General features: G+C 65.4%; 14 protein-coding genes. 5 read left to right on the top strand and 9 right to left on the bottom strand.

The genetic code is table 11. The features are described 5' to 3' along the window. Window positions 1-22 precede the first annotated feature (22 nt). A complete protein-coding gene (smc, locus tag HFP57_RS08055; protein WP_176869297.1) occupies window positions 23-3,463 on the top strand; it encodes a chromosome segregation protein SMC in 3,441 nt (1,146 codons plus the stop codon). A gap of 161 nt (window positions 3,464-3,624) precedes the next feature. Further along, complete coding sequence (locus HFP57_RS08050; RefSeq protein ID WP_246263501.1) at window positions 3,625-5,841, top strand: TonB-dependent receptor; 2,217 nt, start codon at window positions 3,625-3,627, stop codon at window positions 5,839-5,841. Between the two features lie 35 nt (window positions 5,842-5,876). Here HFP57_RS08050 and HFP57_RS08045 read toward each other — a convergent pair whose 3' ends face one another. Both HFP57_RS08045 and HFP57_RS08040 read right to left on the bottom strand, forming a co-directional pair. Then, entirely contained in the window at window positions 5,877-6,938 is a 1,062-nt protein-coding gene (locus HFP57_RS08045; protein ID WP_176869296.1) for a glycerophosphodiester phosphodiesterase family protein, read from the bottom strand. A gap of 64 nt (window positions 6,939-7,002) precedes the next feature. Continuing rightward, the gene (locus HFP57_RS08040; protein WP_176869295.1) at window positions 7,003-7,458 is read right to left on the bottom strand and encodes a hemerythrin domain-containing protein; all 456 of its coding nucleotides are present in this window, start codon (window positions 7,456-7,458) and stop codon (window positions 7,003-7,005) included. Between the two features lie 116 nt (window positions 7,459-7,574). Here HFP57_RS08040 and HFP57_RS08035 point away from each other — a divergent pair, with 116 nt between their 5' ends. Continuing rightward, on the top strand, window positions 7,575-8,093 hold the full coding sequence (locus tag HFP57_RS08035) for a PH domain-containing protein (protein ID WP_246263498.1): 519 nt from the start codon (window positions 7,575-7,577) through the stop codon (window positions 8,091-8,093). After that, window positions 8,090-9,544: a PH domain-containing protein gene (locus tag HFP57_RS08030; RefSeq protein WP_176869293.1), complete on the top strand. Its 1,455-nt coding sequence runs from the start codon at window positions 8,090-8,092 to the stop codon at window positions 9,542-9,544. The genes HFP57_RS08035 and HFP57_RS08030 overlap by 4 nt, the downstream gene beginning before the upstream one ends. Here HFP57_RS08030 and HFP57_RS08025 read toward each other — a convergent pair. Further along, the gene (locus tag HFP57_RS08025) at window positions 9,541-9,750 is read right to left on the bottom strand and encodes a dodecin (protein ID WP_176869292.1); all 210 of its coding nucleotides are present in this window, start codon (window positions 9,748-9,750) and stop codon (window positions 9,541-9,543) included. The genes HFP57_RS08030 and HFP57_RS08025 overlap by 4 nt on opposite strands. A 193-nt stretch (window positions 9,751-9,943) precedes the next feature. Here HFP57_RS08025 and HFP57_RS08020 point away from each other — a divergent pair, with 193 nt between their 5' ends. Beyond that, window positions 9,944-11,698: a DUF885 domain-containing protein gene (locus HFP57_RS08020; RefSeq protein WP_176871210.1), complete on the top strand. Its 1,755-nt coding sequence runs from the start codon at window positions 9,944-9,946 to the stop codon at window positions 11,696-11,698. On the opposite strand, the gene HFP57_RS08015 is transcribed toward HFP57_RS08020, so the two are convergent. The 6 genes from HFP57_RS08015 to HFP57_RS07990 form a co-directional block, all read right to left on the bottom strand. After that, window positions 11,695-12,069 carry a hypothetical protein gene (locus HFP57_RS08015; protein WP_176869291.1) on the bottom strand — a complete coding sequence of 125 codons (375 nt, stop codon included), beginning with the start codon at window positions 12,067-12,069 and terminating at the stop codon, window positions 11,695-11,697. The genes HFP57_RS08020 and HFP57_RS08015 overlap by 4 nt on opposite strands. Before the next feature lie 98 nt (window positions 12,070-12,167). Next, window positions 12,168-12,722, bottom strand: a complete 555-nt coding sequence (locus tag HFP57_RS08010; RefSeq protein WP_246263496.1) for a demethoxyubiquinone hydroxylase family protein — start codon at window positions 12,720-12,722, stop codon at window positions 12,168-12,170. Continuing rightward, window positions 12,695-13,171 (bottom strand): disulfide bond formation protein B, encoded by a 477-nt coding sequence (locus HFP57_RS08005; protein WP_176869290.1) that lies wholly within the window; start codon window positions 13,169-13,171, stop codon window positions 12,695-12,697. Before HFP57_RS08005 ends, HFP57_RS08010 begins: the two co-directional genes overlap by 28 nt. Before the next feature lie 20 nt (window positions 13,172-13,191). Next, window positions 13,192-14,526 (bottom strand): S41 family peptidase, encoded by a 1,335-nt coding sequence (locus HFP57_RS08000; protein ID WP_176869289.1) that lies wholly within the window; start codon window positions 14,524-14,526, stop codon window positions 13,192-13,194. A gap of 74 nt (window positions 14,527-14,600) precedes the next feature. Beyond that, window positions 14,601-15,800, bottom strand: a complete 1,200-nt coding sequence (locus HFP57_RS07995; RefSeq protein WP_176869288.1) for a murein hydrolase activator EnvC family protein — start codon at window positions 15,798-15,800, stop codon at window positions 14,601-14,603. A gap of 4 nt (window positions 15,801-15,804) precedes the next feature. Continuing rightward, entirely contained in the window at window positions 15,805-16,227 is a 423-nt protein-coding gene (locus HFP57_RS07990; protein ID WP_176871208.1) for a 23S rRNA (pseudouridine(1915)-N(3))-methyltransferase RlmH, read from the bottom strand. Between the last annotated feature and the right edge of the window lies 1 nt (window position 16,228).

The raw sequence follows: 16,228 nt of genomic DNA, 5'->3' as shown, positions 1-16,228 counted from the left end.
GAATGCGGAACAGGCGTAGCCGATGCGGATAAAACGCCTGAAACTCGCGGGCTTCAAAAGCTTTGTCGATCCGACGGAGCTCCGGATCGAGCCCGGCCTAACCGGGGTCGTCGGGCCGAATGGCTGCGGCAAATCGAACCTGCTCGAAGCGTTGCGCTGGACGATGGGCGAAAGCTCGCCCAAATCGATGCGCGGCGGCGGCATGGAGGACGTGATCTTCGCGGGTACGGACGCCCGGCCCGCCCGCGATTTCGCCGAAGTCTCGATCCTCGCCGAGCGCGACGAAAGCGACCGGCCCGACAATGACACGGTCGCGCTCGAAAGCGAGGTCGAGGTCGTTCGCCGGATTGAGCGCGGCGCGGGTTCCGCCTATCGGGTGAACGGACGCGATGTGCGCGCGAAGGATGTCGCGCTGCTGTTCGCCGATGCGGCGACCGGCGCCCATTCACCGGCGCTGGTGAGTCAGGGCAAGATCGGCGCCGTCGTGTCGGCCAAGCCCGCCGAACGGCGGCAGATGCTGGAAGAGGCGGCCGGGATCGCCGGGCTTCATGTGCGCCGCAAGGATGCCGAGCAGAAGCTGCGCGCGACCGAGACCAATCTGTCGCGGCTCGACGATCTCCTCGCCGATATGGATGGCCGGATCCGCGCGCTGAAGCGGCAGGCCAACGCCGCGCGGCGTTATCGCAAGCTCACCGACCAGATCGAACTGGGAGAGGCGCGGCTGGTCTTCGCCCGCTGGCGCGATGCGGCGGCCGCGGCCGAAGCCGCCAAGGCGGAGGCGGAGCGGGCCGAAACGCAGGTTGCCGAGGCGGCCGAACGACAGCGGGCGGCCGCTGTGCATCAGGCCGATGCTGCGCGCAAACTGGCCGAGCAGCGCAATGCGGCGCAGGAGTCGCGCGAAGCCGCTTCGGCGCTTGGGCATGAACTGGCGGCGCTGAAGAACGAACGCAATGCGCTCGAGCGGCGGATCGACGAACTCGCGAACCAGCGCGAGAATCTGTCGCGCGATCGCGGGCGCGAGGATGCGCTGGCGAGCGATGCCGCGGCCGCACTCGAACGGCTGGGTGCCGAAGAGCAGGAGATCGCCGCGCGTCTCGAGGGCACCGATGAGCGTCTGGCCGAAAGCGAAAGCAAGCTGCACGAGGCGGAAACCGTGTCGCGCGAGGCCGAGCTCGCCATGGCGCGCGCGCTCGCCGCGCAAGCTTCGCAACAGGCCGATATCCGCGTTGCCGAAGCGGGTGCCGAAAGCGCGCGCCAGCGTCTGGCGCGGGCCGAAGCCGAGGCTGAGAGGATCGCCGCGGAACTGGCCGAGCTGGGCGATGCCGGGCCGCTGGAGCGGGCATATGCCGAAGCCGAAACGGCGCGCGAGGCGGCGGAGGCGCGGGTGACAGAATTGCGCGCTGCTATCGAGACGGCCGACGAACAACGCGAAGCGGCGGCGGACGCCCGCGATACGGCGGAAAGCGAGACGGCGGCGGCGCGGGCGGCGCTTGCCGCGCTCGAATCGGAGGCTCAGGCCCTTGCCAAGGGCATGGAGGATGCGGTCGAGGACAAGGCGCTGGGCCATGTCCGCGCGGCCAAGGGCTATGAAAAGGCGCTGGCCGCGGCGCTCGGCGACGATCTCGAGGCCGGCCTGGGCGAAACCAGCGCGCGCCGCTGGTCGGGCTCCGAAACGCATGATGCCGACCCGGCGCTGCCGCCCGGTATCGAACGGTTGGCCGATCATGTGACCGCGCCTGTGCAGCTGATGCGGCGGTTGGCGCAGATCGGCGTTGTCGAGACCGATGACGGTGCGATCGATCTCGCCGTTGGCCAGAGACTGGTGACGCGCGACGGATCTCTGCGGCGCTGGGACGGCTATGTGGCGAGCGACGAGGGCGCGGCGGCTGCCGATCGGCTGATGCGCGCCAATCGGCTCGAAGCGATCGAGGCCGCGCTGCCGGATGCCCGCGCGGATGTCGAGGCGGCGGCGGGGCGCGCAGCGGAAGCGGTTGCGGCGGTCACCGAAGCGCGGACGATGCTTGAAGATTCGCGCGAAGCGCTGGGCGTTGCAGAAGATGCAGCCCGGGCAGCGATCCGCGAGCAGGATGGCGCCCGCGCCGCGATCGAGCGTCTCGCCGATCAGCAGGCGGGCCTGGCGGAGCGCCGCGACCGCGCCAATGCCGAACTCGAAGAGGCGAAGGACGGGCTCCAGGAAGCGGAAGCTGCGGTCGCCGGATTGCCCGATAGCGGCGATACGGACGCCTCGGTCGAGCGGCTCAAGGCGGCGAGCGAGGCGGCGCGTCTCATCCTTGCCGAGGCGCGGGCCGAAGCGGCGACCATCGGTCAGGCGATCGATGCCGACAAGGCACGGCTCGAAGCGGCCCGGGCCGAAGCGGACAGCTGGAGAAACCGGGCTGGCGAGGCCGCGCGCCGCGTCCAGGAAATGACCAGGCGCGAGACCGAGGCCGAAGCCGAGGCCAAGGCGCTCGCCGATGCGCCCGCCGAGATCGATGCGAAGATTCGCGCGTTGCAGGGCCGCGTTACCGAAGCCGAAGAGCGCGCCGAGAGCGCCCGTGCGGAAGAACGCGCCGGCGAGGAGCGCGTGGCGGAGACCGAGCGGCTTGCCGCCGAAGCGGTCGAGACGCTTTCCGCGGCGCGCGAGCACCGCGCGGGCGGGCAGGCGCGTTTCGAGAATGCCGAGTCGCGGCGGCGCGAATTCGAACGGATCGCGAGCGAACGCTTCCAGTCGGCGCCGGGCGGGCTTGCCGCGAAGTTCGAATTCGATGCCGACCACGTGGCGGGCGCCGAGGACGAATCCGCTGCGCTCGACAAACTCAAGGCGGACCGCGAACGCATCGGCCCGGTGAACCTCGTCGCCGAGAGCGAGCTGGAAGAGCTGGAAACCGAACGCGATTCATCGCTCGCCGAGCGCGAAGAGCTGGGCCAGGCGATCAACCGGCTGCGCGGCTCGATCGGCAATCTGAACCGCGAGGGCCGCGCCCGACTGCTCGCGGCGTTCGAGGAAGTCGACAAGCATTTCCGGCGTCTGTTCGGCACCCTGTTCCAGGGCGGGCAGGCGCATCTCGCGCTGATCGACTCGGACGATCCGCTCGAGGCCGGGCTCGAGATCATGGCCCAGCCGCCGGGCAAGAAGCTGGCGACGCTGACCCTGCTGTCGGGCGGCGAGCAGGCATTGACAGCGGTGGCGCTGATCTTTGCACTGTTCCTGACCAATCCGGCGCCGATATGCGTGCTCGACGAGGTCGATGCACCGCTCGACGACGCGAATATCGAGCGGTTCTGCGAATTGCTCGACCAGATGGCCGCCGAGACCGACACCCGCTATCTGATCGTCACCCACAATGCGGTGACCATGGCCCGCATGCACCGCCTGTACGGCGTCACGATGGTCGAACGCGGCGTTAGCCGGCTCGTTTCGGTCGATCTGGGCGGCGCCGAAACCCTCCTCGCCGCCGAATAGCGCGCGCTTCTCCCCGAAATGCCGGGTTTCCGGTCTTTTACCTCGCCGATGTCCTGTTCCGACACGATAATGAAATTCGCTCGCAATCGGGATTTTGTTATTGCAAGTCATTCGCATCAAGTTTAAGCGCCCTCGACATCACATTTGTAGGGGGAAGTTTCGTGCGTTTGGTGGTTTCGAGTTCGGTTTTGGCGGTCGCCGCAATATTGGTCACGCCGGTTCAGGCAGAGGGCGTCGAGAACGGACAGGGAGACGCGGTAGTCACCGCCGCGACCGCGACGGCGGCCGATAATGCTGCAATCGCCACCAACGTTGCCTTTGACGACGCGGCGGTCCAGCTGCGCCGCGGGGACGATGCCGAGATCGTCGTTGCCGGCAGGGTCCTCTACACCGACCAGGTCAACGCGCTGAGAACACCGACGCCGATCATCGATGTCCCGCAAAGCCTCTCGATCGTCACCGCCGACGAAATCAGCCAGCGCGGCTTTACGAGTATCGGCCAGATTATCGATTACACACCCGGGGTGAACACGTCGCAGGGCGAAGGCCATCGCGATTCGATTGTGTTCCGGGGTGTGCGCTCGACGGCCGACTTCTTCATCGATGGCGTTCGCGACGATGTCCAATATTACCGGCCGCTCTATAATCTGGAGCAGGTGGAAATCCTGCGCGGCCCGAATGCGCTCCTGTTCGGGCGCGGCGGCACGGGCGGCATCCTGAATCGTGTGACGAAGAAAGGCGTGATCGGACAGACGTTTACGGACGGCGAGTTGAGTATCGACACCTTCGGCGCCGTCGGTGCCCAGATCGATACCAACTTTTCGATCGGCGACAATGCGGCGTTCCGCCTCAACGCCATGTATCAGTATCTGAACAATCACCGGGATTTTTATGATGGCGACCGGTTCGGCATCAACCCGACTGCCAGGTTCCAGTTCGGCCCGGCAACGACGCTCGATCTGTCCTATGAATATATCGATCATGAGCGGTTTATCGATCGCGGCATTCCGACGGGAACGAACGGGCGTCCGGTCGAAGCCTTCGAGGACATCGTCTTCGCCGATCCGGAACTCAACACGAACGAACTGCAGGCCCATTTGCTGCGCGCATCGCTCCAGCACGATTTTTCGGAGAATCTGAAGGGCAATTTCAGCGCTTTTTATGGCAACTACGACAAGCTCTACCAGAATTTCTACGCATCGGGCTACGATCAGGCGAACACGCCGAACCAGGTGACGCTCGACGGTTATGTCGACACGACCCAGCGCGAGAATCTGATCCTGTCGGGCAATCTGGTCGGCGAATTCGACACCGGTCGCATCCACCACACCGTCATCGTCGGCGGCGAATATATCAACACCTCGTCGGACCAGGACCGGTTCAATTCCTTCTGGTCGACGACGATGGACGACAACGAAGTCTTCGCGATCGCTCGCCCGCTCAACCTGCGCGGGGGCGTAGGCGTCAATGCGGCGGGCCAGCCGACGACGAACAGCTTCACCACCGATTTGAACGACGACACGCGCGTCGATATCGATGTCTTTTCCGCCTATATCCAGGACGAGATCGCGCTTGCCGACTGGTTGAACGTCGTCGTCGGCGCCCGGTTCGACAGTTTCGACATAGAGGTCTTCAACGTTCCGGCGAACGACCGGCGGAGCCGCCGCGATCAGGAAATTTCGCCGCGCCTCGGCGTGATCCTCAAGCCGCGGGAGAACATCTCGATCTATGCAAGCTACAGCGAGACCTTCCTGCCGCGCAGTGGCGAGCAGTTCGCCAACATCAATGGCGATAACAACGCGCTCGAACCCGACACTTTCACCAATCTCGAGGCGGGCATAAAATGGGATATCAATCCGGGTCTCAGCTTTACCGCCGCCATTTTCGAAATCGAGCAGAGCTCGCCGCAGGTTTCGGACAATGACCCGGCGACGCTCGACGTCATCGATTCGCAGATCCAGGGTTTCGAGCTGCAGCTGCAGGGGCAGGTAACGGACTGGTGGTTCGTGTCGGCCGGCTATAGCTATCTCGACGGCGAGCAGTTCAATCGCGCCGGCGCCACGGGCCTGCGTCCGCGCGAACTGCCCGAACATATGTTTTCGATCTGGAACAGCTTCCAGGTCACAAGCCGGTTCGGTCTCGGCGTCGGCATGACCTATCAGGACGAGAGCTTCGTCAATAACGGGAATACAGCGGTCCTGCCGAGCTACACCCGTTTCGATGCGGCCGCCTATTATGACGTGACCGACGATATCCGCGTTCAGGTCAATGTCGAAAACCTGTTCGACGAACTCTATTTCCCGAATTCACACTCTACGCATCAGGTGAGTGTGGGCGCGCCCCTCAATGCCCGTTTCGCCGTCATCGGGAGATTCTGACGCAGCCGGATGCGGTTCGACGAACCGGCACCGTTTCAGTCCTCGGTTGTCGGGATTATGCCAACTGCCGAAACACCGGCAGTCGTTTCGTCGGTAAACAGCCCGTCGATGCCGAGCGCGATATAGGCGGCGATCTCGCTGCGGCTATCGCCGCGTGCGCGCGGATCGGCGCCGCGCCGGAGCGCCTCGGGCAGAAAATAATTTTCCGGGCGGAAGGTATAGGGGATGACGGCCAAGCCAGCCGCATGCGCGTCGGCGACCAGTGATGTCGCGGTTGGTGCGGTTGCTGAACCGTCCCAGCGCGCGACCAACGTCTTGTCCGGCCCGATGGCGTCCGCATAGGCGGCGACGGCGCGCAGCCCTTCGGGCGTGGCCATATGCGCATAGCTTGTACCGGGCGCGTCCGCCGGGCTGCCCGCGCGCGCCACGAGTTGCACGAGGCGCACGTCCGTCAATATGTCGAGCGCGGCGAGCGGCGCGATCTCGAACGACTGGATCATCGCCAGATCCGTTTCGGTGTCATAGCCGGCCTCGGCGAGCTGTTGGGCCAGTACCTTTTCCATCGGCAGGCCGATCGAGGCGAAATAGCCCGGATGCTTGATTTCCGGGATTAGCCCGACCGGCCGGTCCTGGCGCCCGACAAGTTCGATGATCTCCGCAAGTGTCGGCACCCGATAGCGGCCGTCATGCGTGGCGCTGTCGGGACGAAGCTCGGGCAGCCGCTCGCGCGCCCTCAGCGTGCGCAGCTCGACCAGCGTGAAATCCTCGGTAAACCAGCCGGTGACGCTGCGGCCGTCGATCGTCTTGGTCGTCCGGCGGTCGGCGAATTCGGGGCGGTCGGCAATATCGGTCGTCGCCGAAATCTCGTTCTCGTGGCGCGCGACCAATATGCCGTCTCGCGTCATCACGAGATCGGGCTCGATATAATCCGCGCCCTGCTCGATCGCGAGCGTGTACGCTTCGAGCGTATGTTCCGGCCGTTCGGCCGACGCGCCGCGATGCGCGATGATAAGAGAGTCGCCGATCACCGGAGTGGGCACGATCGTGGTGCAGGCTGGTGTCAGACACAACAACAGGGACAAAAAAACATATCGCATATCGATATATCTCCTTGTCTCTGCAGTGGCGATAAATCGCGCCGCTGACAATGCCGGCGCGCGGCTAGGAGGCCCGTTCGAGTTCGTCCGGTTTGCGCTGTTCGAACTTTTCGGCGAGCTGTTTTTCGGTTTCCTCGGTCAGGCCCTTGGCCGCCGCGATGAACATCTCATTCTCTTCTTCCTCGATGTGATGAAGATAGCGATCCTTCATCGTGCGAAAGCGGGTCAGCCAGCCGGTCGAGGAATAGTCCATCTCCTCCAGTTCCGCGAGATAATCTTCGAGCTCCTTGTGCTCGGCCACCGAATGCTGCGATTTGTCGCGCAGGTCGGGATCGGCGAGCATCGTTGCGTAGAGCGTTTCTTCCTCGGCGGCGGCATGGGCGGTCACTTCGGTCTTGAACCGGCCGAACAGTTCGCGCCGGCCCTCGCTGTCGCCCTGGGTCTTGTCGATCAGGTCGAGCATCGTGCGATGCTTGTCATGGTCTTCCTTGAGCCGGGCGAAAATCTTCTCGTCTGCCATTGTCCGTGTCTCCTTTGTCGGTTTGTTGTACCAACGGGCGGCCCCGTCGATTGTTTCACTTGCGAATTATTATTAGCTGGAGGGCAGCACCAGCTTGCCGCATGCAAAGGACCATCATGACCGACATTCGCATGGCCGATACCGCCGCTTCGCCGGATATCCGGACGACGCAACTGACGCCCCTCGATACCCGCCAGAAAAGCGTTCTCAGGATCCGGGCGATACTCGGCGGGCTGCCGCCCCTGGCGATGCTCGCGGTCGGCGATGTCGTGGCGGCGGGCGAGCTCGGCTTTACCGCCGGCTGGATCGGCGGTGCGGGGCTGCTCCTCTATCTGGCAACGGTGCTGTTGCTTCCGGGGCGCCGCTATCGCCGCTGGGGCTATTATCAGGGAGATGCCGGGATCCTCATCGCATCCGGCCTGCTCATTCGCCGGGAAACCATCGTCCCCTATGACCGGGTCCAGCATATCGACGTGTCGCGCGGTCCGATCGAGCGGAGCTTTGGCGTTTCGACGCTGACCCTGCACACGGCGGGCAGTTATAACAGCACAGTCGATCTTCCAGGGCTCGCGCTCGAGGATGCCAACCGGATGCGCGACGAGATCCGCGCCCATATCAGCGAGGACCTGCCATGAGCGCAGAGCCGGAAAGCTGGTCGCGCCTCCATCCGGCGACGCTGGCGATACGCGGTGTCGAGCGCCTGCCCGGACTGGTTCTGGGCCTTCCCGCGGCCGCCTATTTCATCGGCGGGAGCGGGTTCGCGGTCGCCGCCTTTCTGGCGTTCGCCGGCCTGATCGCATCGATGCTGTTCGCTTATGTCTATTGGCGGCGGTTCACCTACTGGATCGGCGAAGAACAGCTGGTGATCGAAAGCGGTATATTGAACCGCAACCGGCGGACGATTCCGTTCGACCGGATTCAGGACATCAGTCTCGAGCAGAAGCTGCTGGCACGCCTGTTCGGCGTCTCGATCGCCCGGATCGAAACCGGCAGCGCCGGTGGCGACGAAGGGGAGCTCAATTGTATCAGCCGGGCGGAGGCCGACCGGCTGCGCGACAGGATTCGCACCTATAAGGCAGGCAATGCGGCAAGCGCAGCCGCAGCGCCGGAGGACAGGGCGGAACGCAGTGAGCCCGTGCTATTCTCGATGGATGTCGGCCGGCTCGTCGTCGCCGGGCTGTTCAATTTCTCGCTTTTCTTTCTCGCGATTTTCGGCGGAATCTGGCAATATATGGGCAGTTATCTGCCGGCCAGCTATCTCGATCCGGGCCAGTGGATCGACGATTATGGCGATCAGGCAATGGGGCTCGTCTCGGCGCTTTCCGTCCTGTCCTTCGTCATGCTGTTGCTCGCCATCGGTGTCGTCACCGGCCTCGCGCGGACGGTCGCGCGCGATTTCGGCTTCCGGCTCACCCGGACGGAAACGGGGCTGCGGCGCCAGCGCGGGCTGTTTACGCGGACCGATGTCGTCATCCCGCTTCGCCGCGTACAGGCGGCAATCGTGTCGACCGGCATCGTCAAGCGGCTGTTCGGCTGGCACGGCCTGGCGGTCCAGAGTCTCGGCAGCGACGGCGATGCGGGCACCCATCATGTCGTCGCGCCGCTTGCCCGGCGACCCGACCTCGATCCGATCCTCGACGAACTGGCTATGCCGTCGCCGCCACCGGTTGAGGCCTTCACCCGGGTCTCGCCGCGGCTGATATGGCGCAGTTGGGTCGAGGATGGCGCCGGGCTGGCGGCTGTGATCGCGATCGCGTCGCTATTCTGGAGCGGCGCCCCATGGCTGGCCCTGCTGGCGCTGCCGCTGCTGATCGCGCCGGTGCTGCAATATTGCGCGCACGGCTATTGCATCGCCGAGGACACGCTTTTCGTCCGACGGGGCTTCTGGCGGCCGCGCGTCACGATCCTGCCGCTTGCCAGGACACAATCGGCGACCCTGGTCCGCGGCCTGACGCAACGCGGCTTCGGCCTCGCCACATTGGTCGTCGGCACGGCCGGCGCTTCGCTCGCCGCTCCGCTCCGGATACTGGATCTCGACGAGGGCGCGGCGCGCCGACTGTTCGGCGGGAAGCTCCTGTCCACCTAGTCCTGGAGGTGGAAGCCGATCCGCAGCGTGACCTGATAATGGGCGACCTTGCCGTCGACGACATGGCCGCGCGTGTCGGTCACTTCGAACCAGCCGATATCGCGGACCGTTTTGGCGGTGCGTTCGATGGCCCCCGTGATCGCGTCTTCGATGCTCGTCTCGGAGGTGCCGACGACTTCGGTGACCTTGTAGATATTGTCGCTCATGGTTTTCCTTTCTCTTTGCCCTATCAAAGCGCGAGCGCCGATTTCGTTGCACGGGCGGCCATTATTGCGCGCCGCTCCGTCCGCGCGGCTCTCGAAGCCTGCCGATGATCCTTCGCGCTTCGTCGAGCCCCGGCTGGCCATTTCCCGAAACGCCGCCTAGTCCAAGTGACGAGAAACAGGGGAAATGACGATGATGCGCACACTGATACTGGCCCTCGCGCTCGGCACGGCCACACCTGCAATGGCAGCGCCCGACGACGATCTCGCGACGCTGATGGACGAAGTCTGGGCCGCCGCTCTGCGCGAAAACCCCGTACTCGCGACGAGCGTCGGCGTGCGCGACTATGACGACCGCGTGTCCGATATCAGCCTGGCCGCGCGCGATCGCCGGGCCGCCGAGGCGCAGGCCTATCTCGATCGCCTGCGCGCGATACCCGAAGACCAGCTCTCCGCCGATGCCCGCACCGATTACGGGATTCTCGAACGCATGCTCAGCGAGTCGATCGAGGCCAACGGTTTCGCGCAGCGCGTGATGCTGTTCACCACCTATTCTGGCTGGCACCAGAATTTCGCCGGGCTCGCCCAGGGCCTGCCGTTCCAGACGCCGGGCGACTTCGAAAGCTATCTGACGCGGCTGCGGTTGTACCCCTCGATAAACGACGAGGCGATCCGGATTTCGACCGAGGCGGCGGACGGCGGTTATACGCTGCCCTGCGCCGTGCTCGACGGTTATGAGCGTTCGATCTCGGGCGTGATCGGCGAGGACGTAACCGCGTCGCGCTTCTACGAGCCCTTTACCCGGCCGCGTCCGCCGGGCATCAGCGAAGCGGCGTTCGATCGCTATGCCGCCGAGGCGCGCGCGATCATCAGCACCGTACTTGCGCCCGAATATGACGAGCATCTGCAATGGTATCGCGAAACCTATTATCCCGCCTGCCGTCAGGAGGTGGGCATATCCTCCCAACCCGGCGGCCCGGAATTCTACGCCTTCCGCATCCGGCAGATGACGACGACCAATCTGTCGGCCGAGGAAATCCACCGGATCGGGCTCGACGAGGTTGCGCGCATCCGGGCGGAGATGGAGGCGGTAACCGAAGAAGCCGGGTTCGAGACGCGCGAGGCCTTTATCGACCATCTGCGCACCGACCCCCGATATTATGCCGAAACGCCCGAGGAGCTGATGGCGGCGACGGCCCTCCAGGCCAAGGAGCTGGACGGACTGATGCCGACCATGTTCGGTACGCTGCCGCGCCTCCCCTACGGTATTCGCGCGGTACCCGACGAAATCGCCGAGGGAACGACGACCGCCTATTACAGCCCCGGATCGCCGCAGACCGGCATCGCGGGCTTCTATTATGTCAACACTTCGCTGCTCGATCAGCGGCCGCTCTGGGAAATCCCGGCGCTTTCGGCGCATGAGGGCGTGCCCGGGCATCATCACCAGATCGCGTTGCAGCTCGAAGTCGACACCCATCCGCTGCGCCAGAATCTCGCCTTCTTCACCGCCTTTATCGAGGGCTGGGGCCTCTATTCGGAGCGGCTCGGCATCGAGATGGGGATTTACGATACGCCGGCGGAAAATATGGGGCGGCTGTCCTATGAAATGTGGCGCGCCTGCCGGCTGGTCGTCGACACCGGCATTCATGCGCTGGGCTGGTCCAAGGAACAGGCGATCGCCTTCATGCGCGAGAATACGGCGCTGACCGACGCCAATATCGAGGCCGAGGTCAACCGCTACATCTCATGGCCCGGCCAGGCGCTGGCGTACAAGCTGGGCGAGCTGCGGATCCGGGAGCTGCGCGCGCGCGCCGAAGAGGCGCTGCGCGATGATTTCGACGTCCGGCTGTTCCACGATGCGGTGCTGGAGCAGGGTTCGGTGCCGCTCGACGTGCTGGAGGCGCAGATCGACCGCTGGATCGCCGCCCGGCAGGCGGAAACGGAAAGCTAAAATTCGAGCAGCGCGCCGCGTTCGGCCCGGGCCGAGCGGAGCAGCTGTTCAGTGCAGCCGGTAAAGCCGCCGGGGCCCACCGGCGAGCAGCTCATCGTGCCGCCGCGGCCGACATATTCGACGCTCTGCGAGCGCGCCAGCCAGCTCTCATTGGCGGCGAGATCCCGCGTGTCGCGCAATTCGGGCGGGATGCGATAGCGTTCGCTTTCGTCGCGGCGGACGCAGACGACGATGATCTCGCCATTGCTCGTCGCGCATTCGTCATCGCCATAGACGATCTGCATGCGGACATTGTTCTGCGCGGCGGCGGGTGTGGAGGGGATGACGGCCATCGCTCCGATCAACGCCGTGGCGGCAAGCAAACGCGTCATTCTCATCCTCCTACTGCAGCTGGAACGCTACAGGTTTTTGAACCATGTCGGCAAGATGCCAGACGCAATATTGCGCTGGGCTGAATTCCCGAAACGGGTCAAATCCGCTTGGCGGCTGCGATCGCAAGGCGGCAGCCGAGCCGGATCGCACCGGATAGTAACGGATAGGCCGGAGCCTGTTCCGCACCTTCGGCGATAGCGGTTTCCCGATGCTCGACCTCTTCGGCCTGAAATTCGGCGATCATTTCGCTGAGCTCCGGATCGGTATCGCCCAGTTCCTCCAACTGTTCGCCATAGTGCAGATCGATTTCCGTCTCGATGGCGGCGGTGCAGGCCATTGCAGCTTCCGGGCCGAGCAGCGCGGTCGCGGCGCCGAGCGCATAGCCGGCGCGGTCCCAGAGCGGCTGCAGCAGGGAAGGACGCACACCGCGCTCGATCGTCAACTCGTCGAACCGGTCGCAATGGCGGCGTTCCTGCTCGGCCATGCGCGCTATCGAACGGGCGGCCGGGCTCCGGTCGCCTAGGATCGCGAGCTGGCCGGCATAGATGCGGGTTGCGCCATATTCGCCGGCCTGGTCGACCCGGATCATCGAATCGATATCGGGTCGAGGGTCGCCGGGAAGGGCTAGCGGGTCGGTCTGCGTATCAGCCATGCGATCACCATAGCAGCGCCGATCGAAATTATCGCGTTAAATCCGGCCAGTGACACACCAAACAACGTCCATTGGGGCTGATCGCAGGATATCACGGGCGTCGCCATGATATCGGCAAGGAAATCCCCGCTGCCGCCAGCCGTTGTCGCGCAGCTGGTCAGGCCTTCCCACCAGCCATATTCGACGCCGGCGTGGAAGACGCCGATCGCGCCACTCGTGAAAATCGCCAAGGTTGCGAGCCAGAGGAAGAGATTGCCGATGCTGCGGTCACTGAGAATGATGGCCAGCAAGGCCAGCGGTACCGCGGCGTAGTGCGGCCAGCGCTGCCAATGGCACATTTCGCAAGGGTATAGCCCGCCAATATGTTCAGAACCCAGAGCCCCGGCGAGCAGTGCCGCAGGGACGGCGAGCGCCAACAGGCGCGCAAGGCCGATCGAAGCGGTCGCCATGCCCGTTTCCCCGTGGCGCTCTACTGTCCGGACACCGACGCAGTGGCGGTCGGGCGACCCTCCCGGGCCAGCCGCGCGATCGTCTCGACCGCATAGTGCATCTGGAAATCGTCGATGCCCTGTTCGGCCAGCTCTTCGGCGGTCGCCGAGAAGCGCGGATCGTCGCGGACATCGTCCTCGATCACATCCTCCTGGACCGCCTCTTCGTTGATCAGGTGACGGCGCAGATCGGCCTCGCGGAAGCGCGGCGCGTCCCGCCAGTCGGGGTTGGAGAGCTGCGGGACGTCGAGATCGGGCTCGATGCCGCCCTCCTGCACCGAGTTGCCGGCCGGCGTATAGTAGCGCGCCGTGGTGAGGCGCAGCGCCGTGTTTTCCGACAGCGGCAGGATGGTCTGCACCGATCCCTTGCCGAACGTCCGCTCACCGATGACCAGCGCGCGGCGATGATCCTGCAGCGCGCCCGCGACGATCTCCGAAGCGGACGCGGTGCCCGCGTCGACGACGACGACGAGCGGCAGGCCGTTGGTCTCGTCCCCGGCGCGCGCGTAATAGCGTTCGATATCGCTGGTGCGCCGCCCGCGCTGCGAGACGACCTCGCCGCGTTCGAGGAACACGTCGGACACCGCGATCGCCTGGTCGAGCAGCCCGCCCGGGTTCGATCTGAGGTCGATGACATAGCCGGTCGGCCGACCGCCGAGCGACTGGTCGATCGCCGCGATCGCCGCGCGCACTTCCTCGCCCGTGTTGCGGTTGAACGTGTTTATATTGATGATGCCGACCCGGTCCTGCACCTCCCATTCGACGGCGTGCAACTCGATGATCTCGCGCGTCACCGTGAATTCGAGCGGTTCGTCCCGGCCCGGACGGACGACGCGCAGCTGGATCGACGTGCCCGGCGCCCCGCGCATCTCTTCGACCGCTTCGTCGAGCGTGCCGCCGAATATCAGTTCGCCGTCCAGATGCGTGATATAGTCGCCGGCCTGAATACCGGCGCGATCGGCCGGCGTGTCCTCGAACGGCGCGATGACCTTCACGGCACCGTCCTCGAGCGTCACGGTAAGCCCGAGCCCGCCATATTCGCCCTGGCTCTGCGTCGTCAGCCGCTCGAAACCGGTTTCGTCGAGAAAGGAACTGTGCGGATCTAGGCTCGACAACATGCCGTCGATCGCCCCGCGCATCAGGGCCTCATCGCTGATTTCCTCGACATATTCGGCGCGGACGCGCTCGAACACGTCCATGAACTGGTCGAGTTCGCGATAGGTATCGACATCGACGGCGGCCAGCGTCGCCGTGAATGCCGGGATGAGCGCCAATGTGCCGACGGCACCGATCGCGCTGATAAAAGGTCTTGCCATGACTCTAACTCTCTAGACTGATCGCCGCATGATAGCGGTTTTCCGCTGTTCGGCAAAGGATAGGCTGGTGCGTCTTAACCCCGGCTTACGAGCGAGGAGATATCGACGGGCTGGCCGCTGCGGCGCAGTTCGACGGTAACCGTCGGCCGTTCCGTGCCGGTCCGGCCGATTGGCGCGCCCTGCTGGACGACCTCGCCGACCTGAACGCTGATCGATGCAAGATCGGTGATCAGCGTCGTCCAGCCGCCGCTATGGTCGATGATCACGATCCGGCCATAGCCGCGAAAATCGCCGGCATAGCTGACCCGGCCGGCGGTCGGCGCGATCACCTGCGCGCGGGGCTGGGTCGCGATCGTGAGCCCGCGCGAGCGGACGCCGGCATCGGAAACTTCCCCCAGCCCTTCGACCACTTCCCCCATGACGGGGAGGCGGTAGGGGGGGCGGCGGCTGGTGTCGCGGCGAGCAGTCTGCTGGGTCGGCGCTCGCGCCTCGCCGGGCTGGGCCGGGCGCAGGCGCGGGCCGGGCAGCGCCATCAGATCCGCGCGCACCGCCGCCTGCCGGTCGAGTTCCTCCATCAGGCCGCGGATATCGCGGGCGTCCTCGCCGAGCGCCAGCACCCGGTCACTTTCGATCATCGCCGAACGCTGGAGCTGGCGCGCCTGCGCGCGCGAACCCTGTTCGAGTTCGGCGAGCTGGACGCGGCGCTCTTCCAGATCCTCCTGCCGCTGCTCGAGCACCGCCACGGCGCGGTCCGCCTGAAGACGCAGATTGGAGCCGCGCACGACCTCGGCGCGCAGCCCGGCCGTGCGCTCGCGGACGATCGGCAGGGTCGTCGCGAAGAGCGAGCGGATATGGACGAGATCGCTGATGCTGCCCTGATGGACGAGCGCGAGCGCGGGCGGGCGGCGCGCCATGGTCTGCAGCGCCGCCGTCAGCCCGATGATCGCGCCCTGGCGATCGGCGAGCCGGGCCCGCTGTTCGGCGCGCAGCCGCTCGATCAGCCGGATGCGGCTCTGCGCGGCCGTGAGATCGGCTTCGGCCGCCTGCACCTGCGCGGCGGCGGCGGCCTGGTCGGCGGCGGCCCGCTCGGCGCGGTTTTCGGCATTCTGCGCCTGTCCCTCGAACCGCGAGACGCGTTGCTGGGCGATGGCGCGCTGGCGCAGCGCTTCCTCCAGCGCCTCCGCCTCGTCCGCGCCGGTGCGCGGCTGGGCGAGCGCGAAGGGCGCGAGAACCGCCGAGAACAGCGCGATCATGGCGAGGAGGCGCAGTATCATGCGCCTATCCTTCGCGATGATAGGGGTGGTTGGCAAGGATCGAACTCGCCCGCCAGAGCTGTTCGGCGAGCATCGCGCGTGCCATGAGATGCGGCCAGGTCGCCTTGCCGAAGGCGATCGACAGGTCTGCGCTCGCCCGCTCCGCGTCGGTCAGTCCGTCCGCTGCGCCGATCAGGAAGCGGATTTCGCGAATGCCCTGTTCCCGCCAGTCGCCGATCTGGCGAGCGAATTCGACCGAGCCCAGCTGGCGGCCCGTTTCGTCGAGTGTCACGACCTTGGCGGCCGCTGGCAGAGGTGGGACCTTTCCGCCGCTGTCCGGCAATTCGGTGATCTGGACGGGCCAGCCGATCCGCTGGACATAGCGGTCGACAAGCTCGGCTTCCGGGCCGCGGCCGATCTTGCCGCGGGCGATAATGTGCAGGTTCAGG

Source organism: Parasphingopyxis algicola, from assembly GCF_013378075.1.
GTDB classification, from domain to species: Bacteria; Pseudomonadota; Alphaproteobacteria; order Sphingomonadales; family Sphingomonadaceae; genus Parasphingopyxis; species Parasphingopyxis algicola.
Note: the sequence above shows the minus strand (reverse complement) of the source record. Positions and strands in the feature narration are given on the sequence as shown.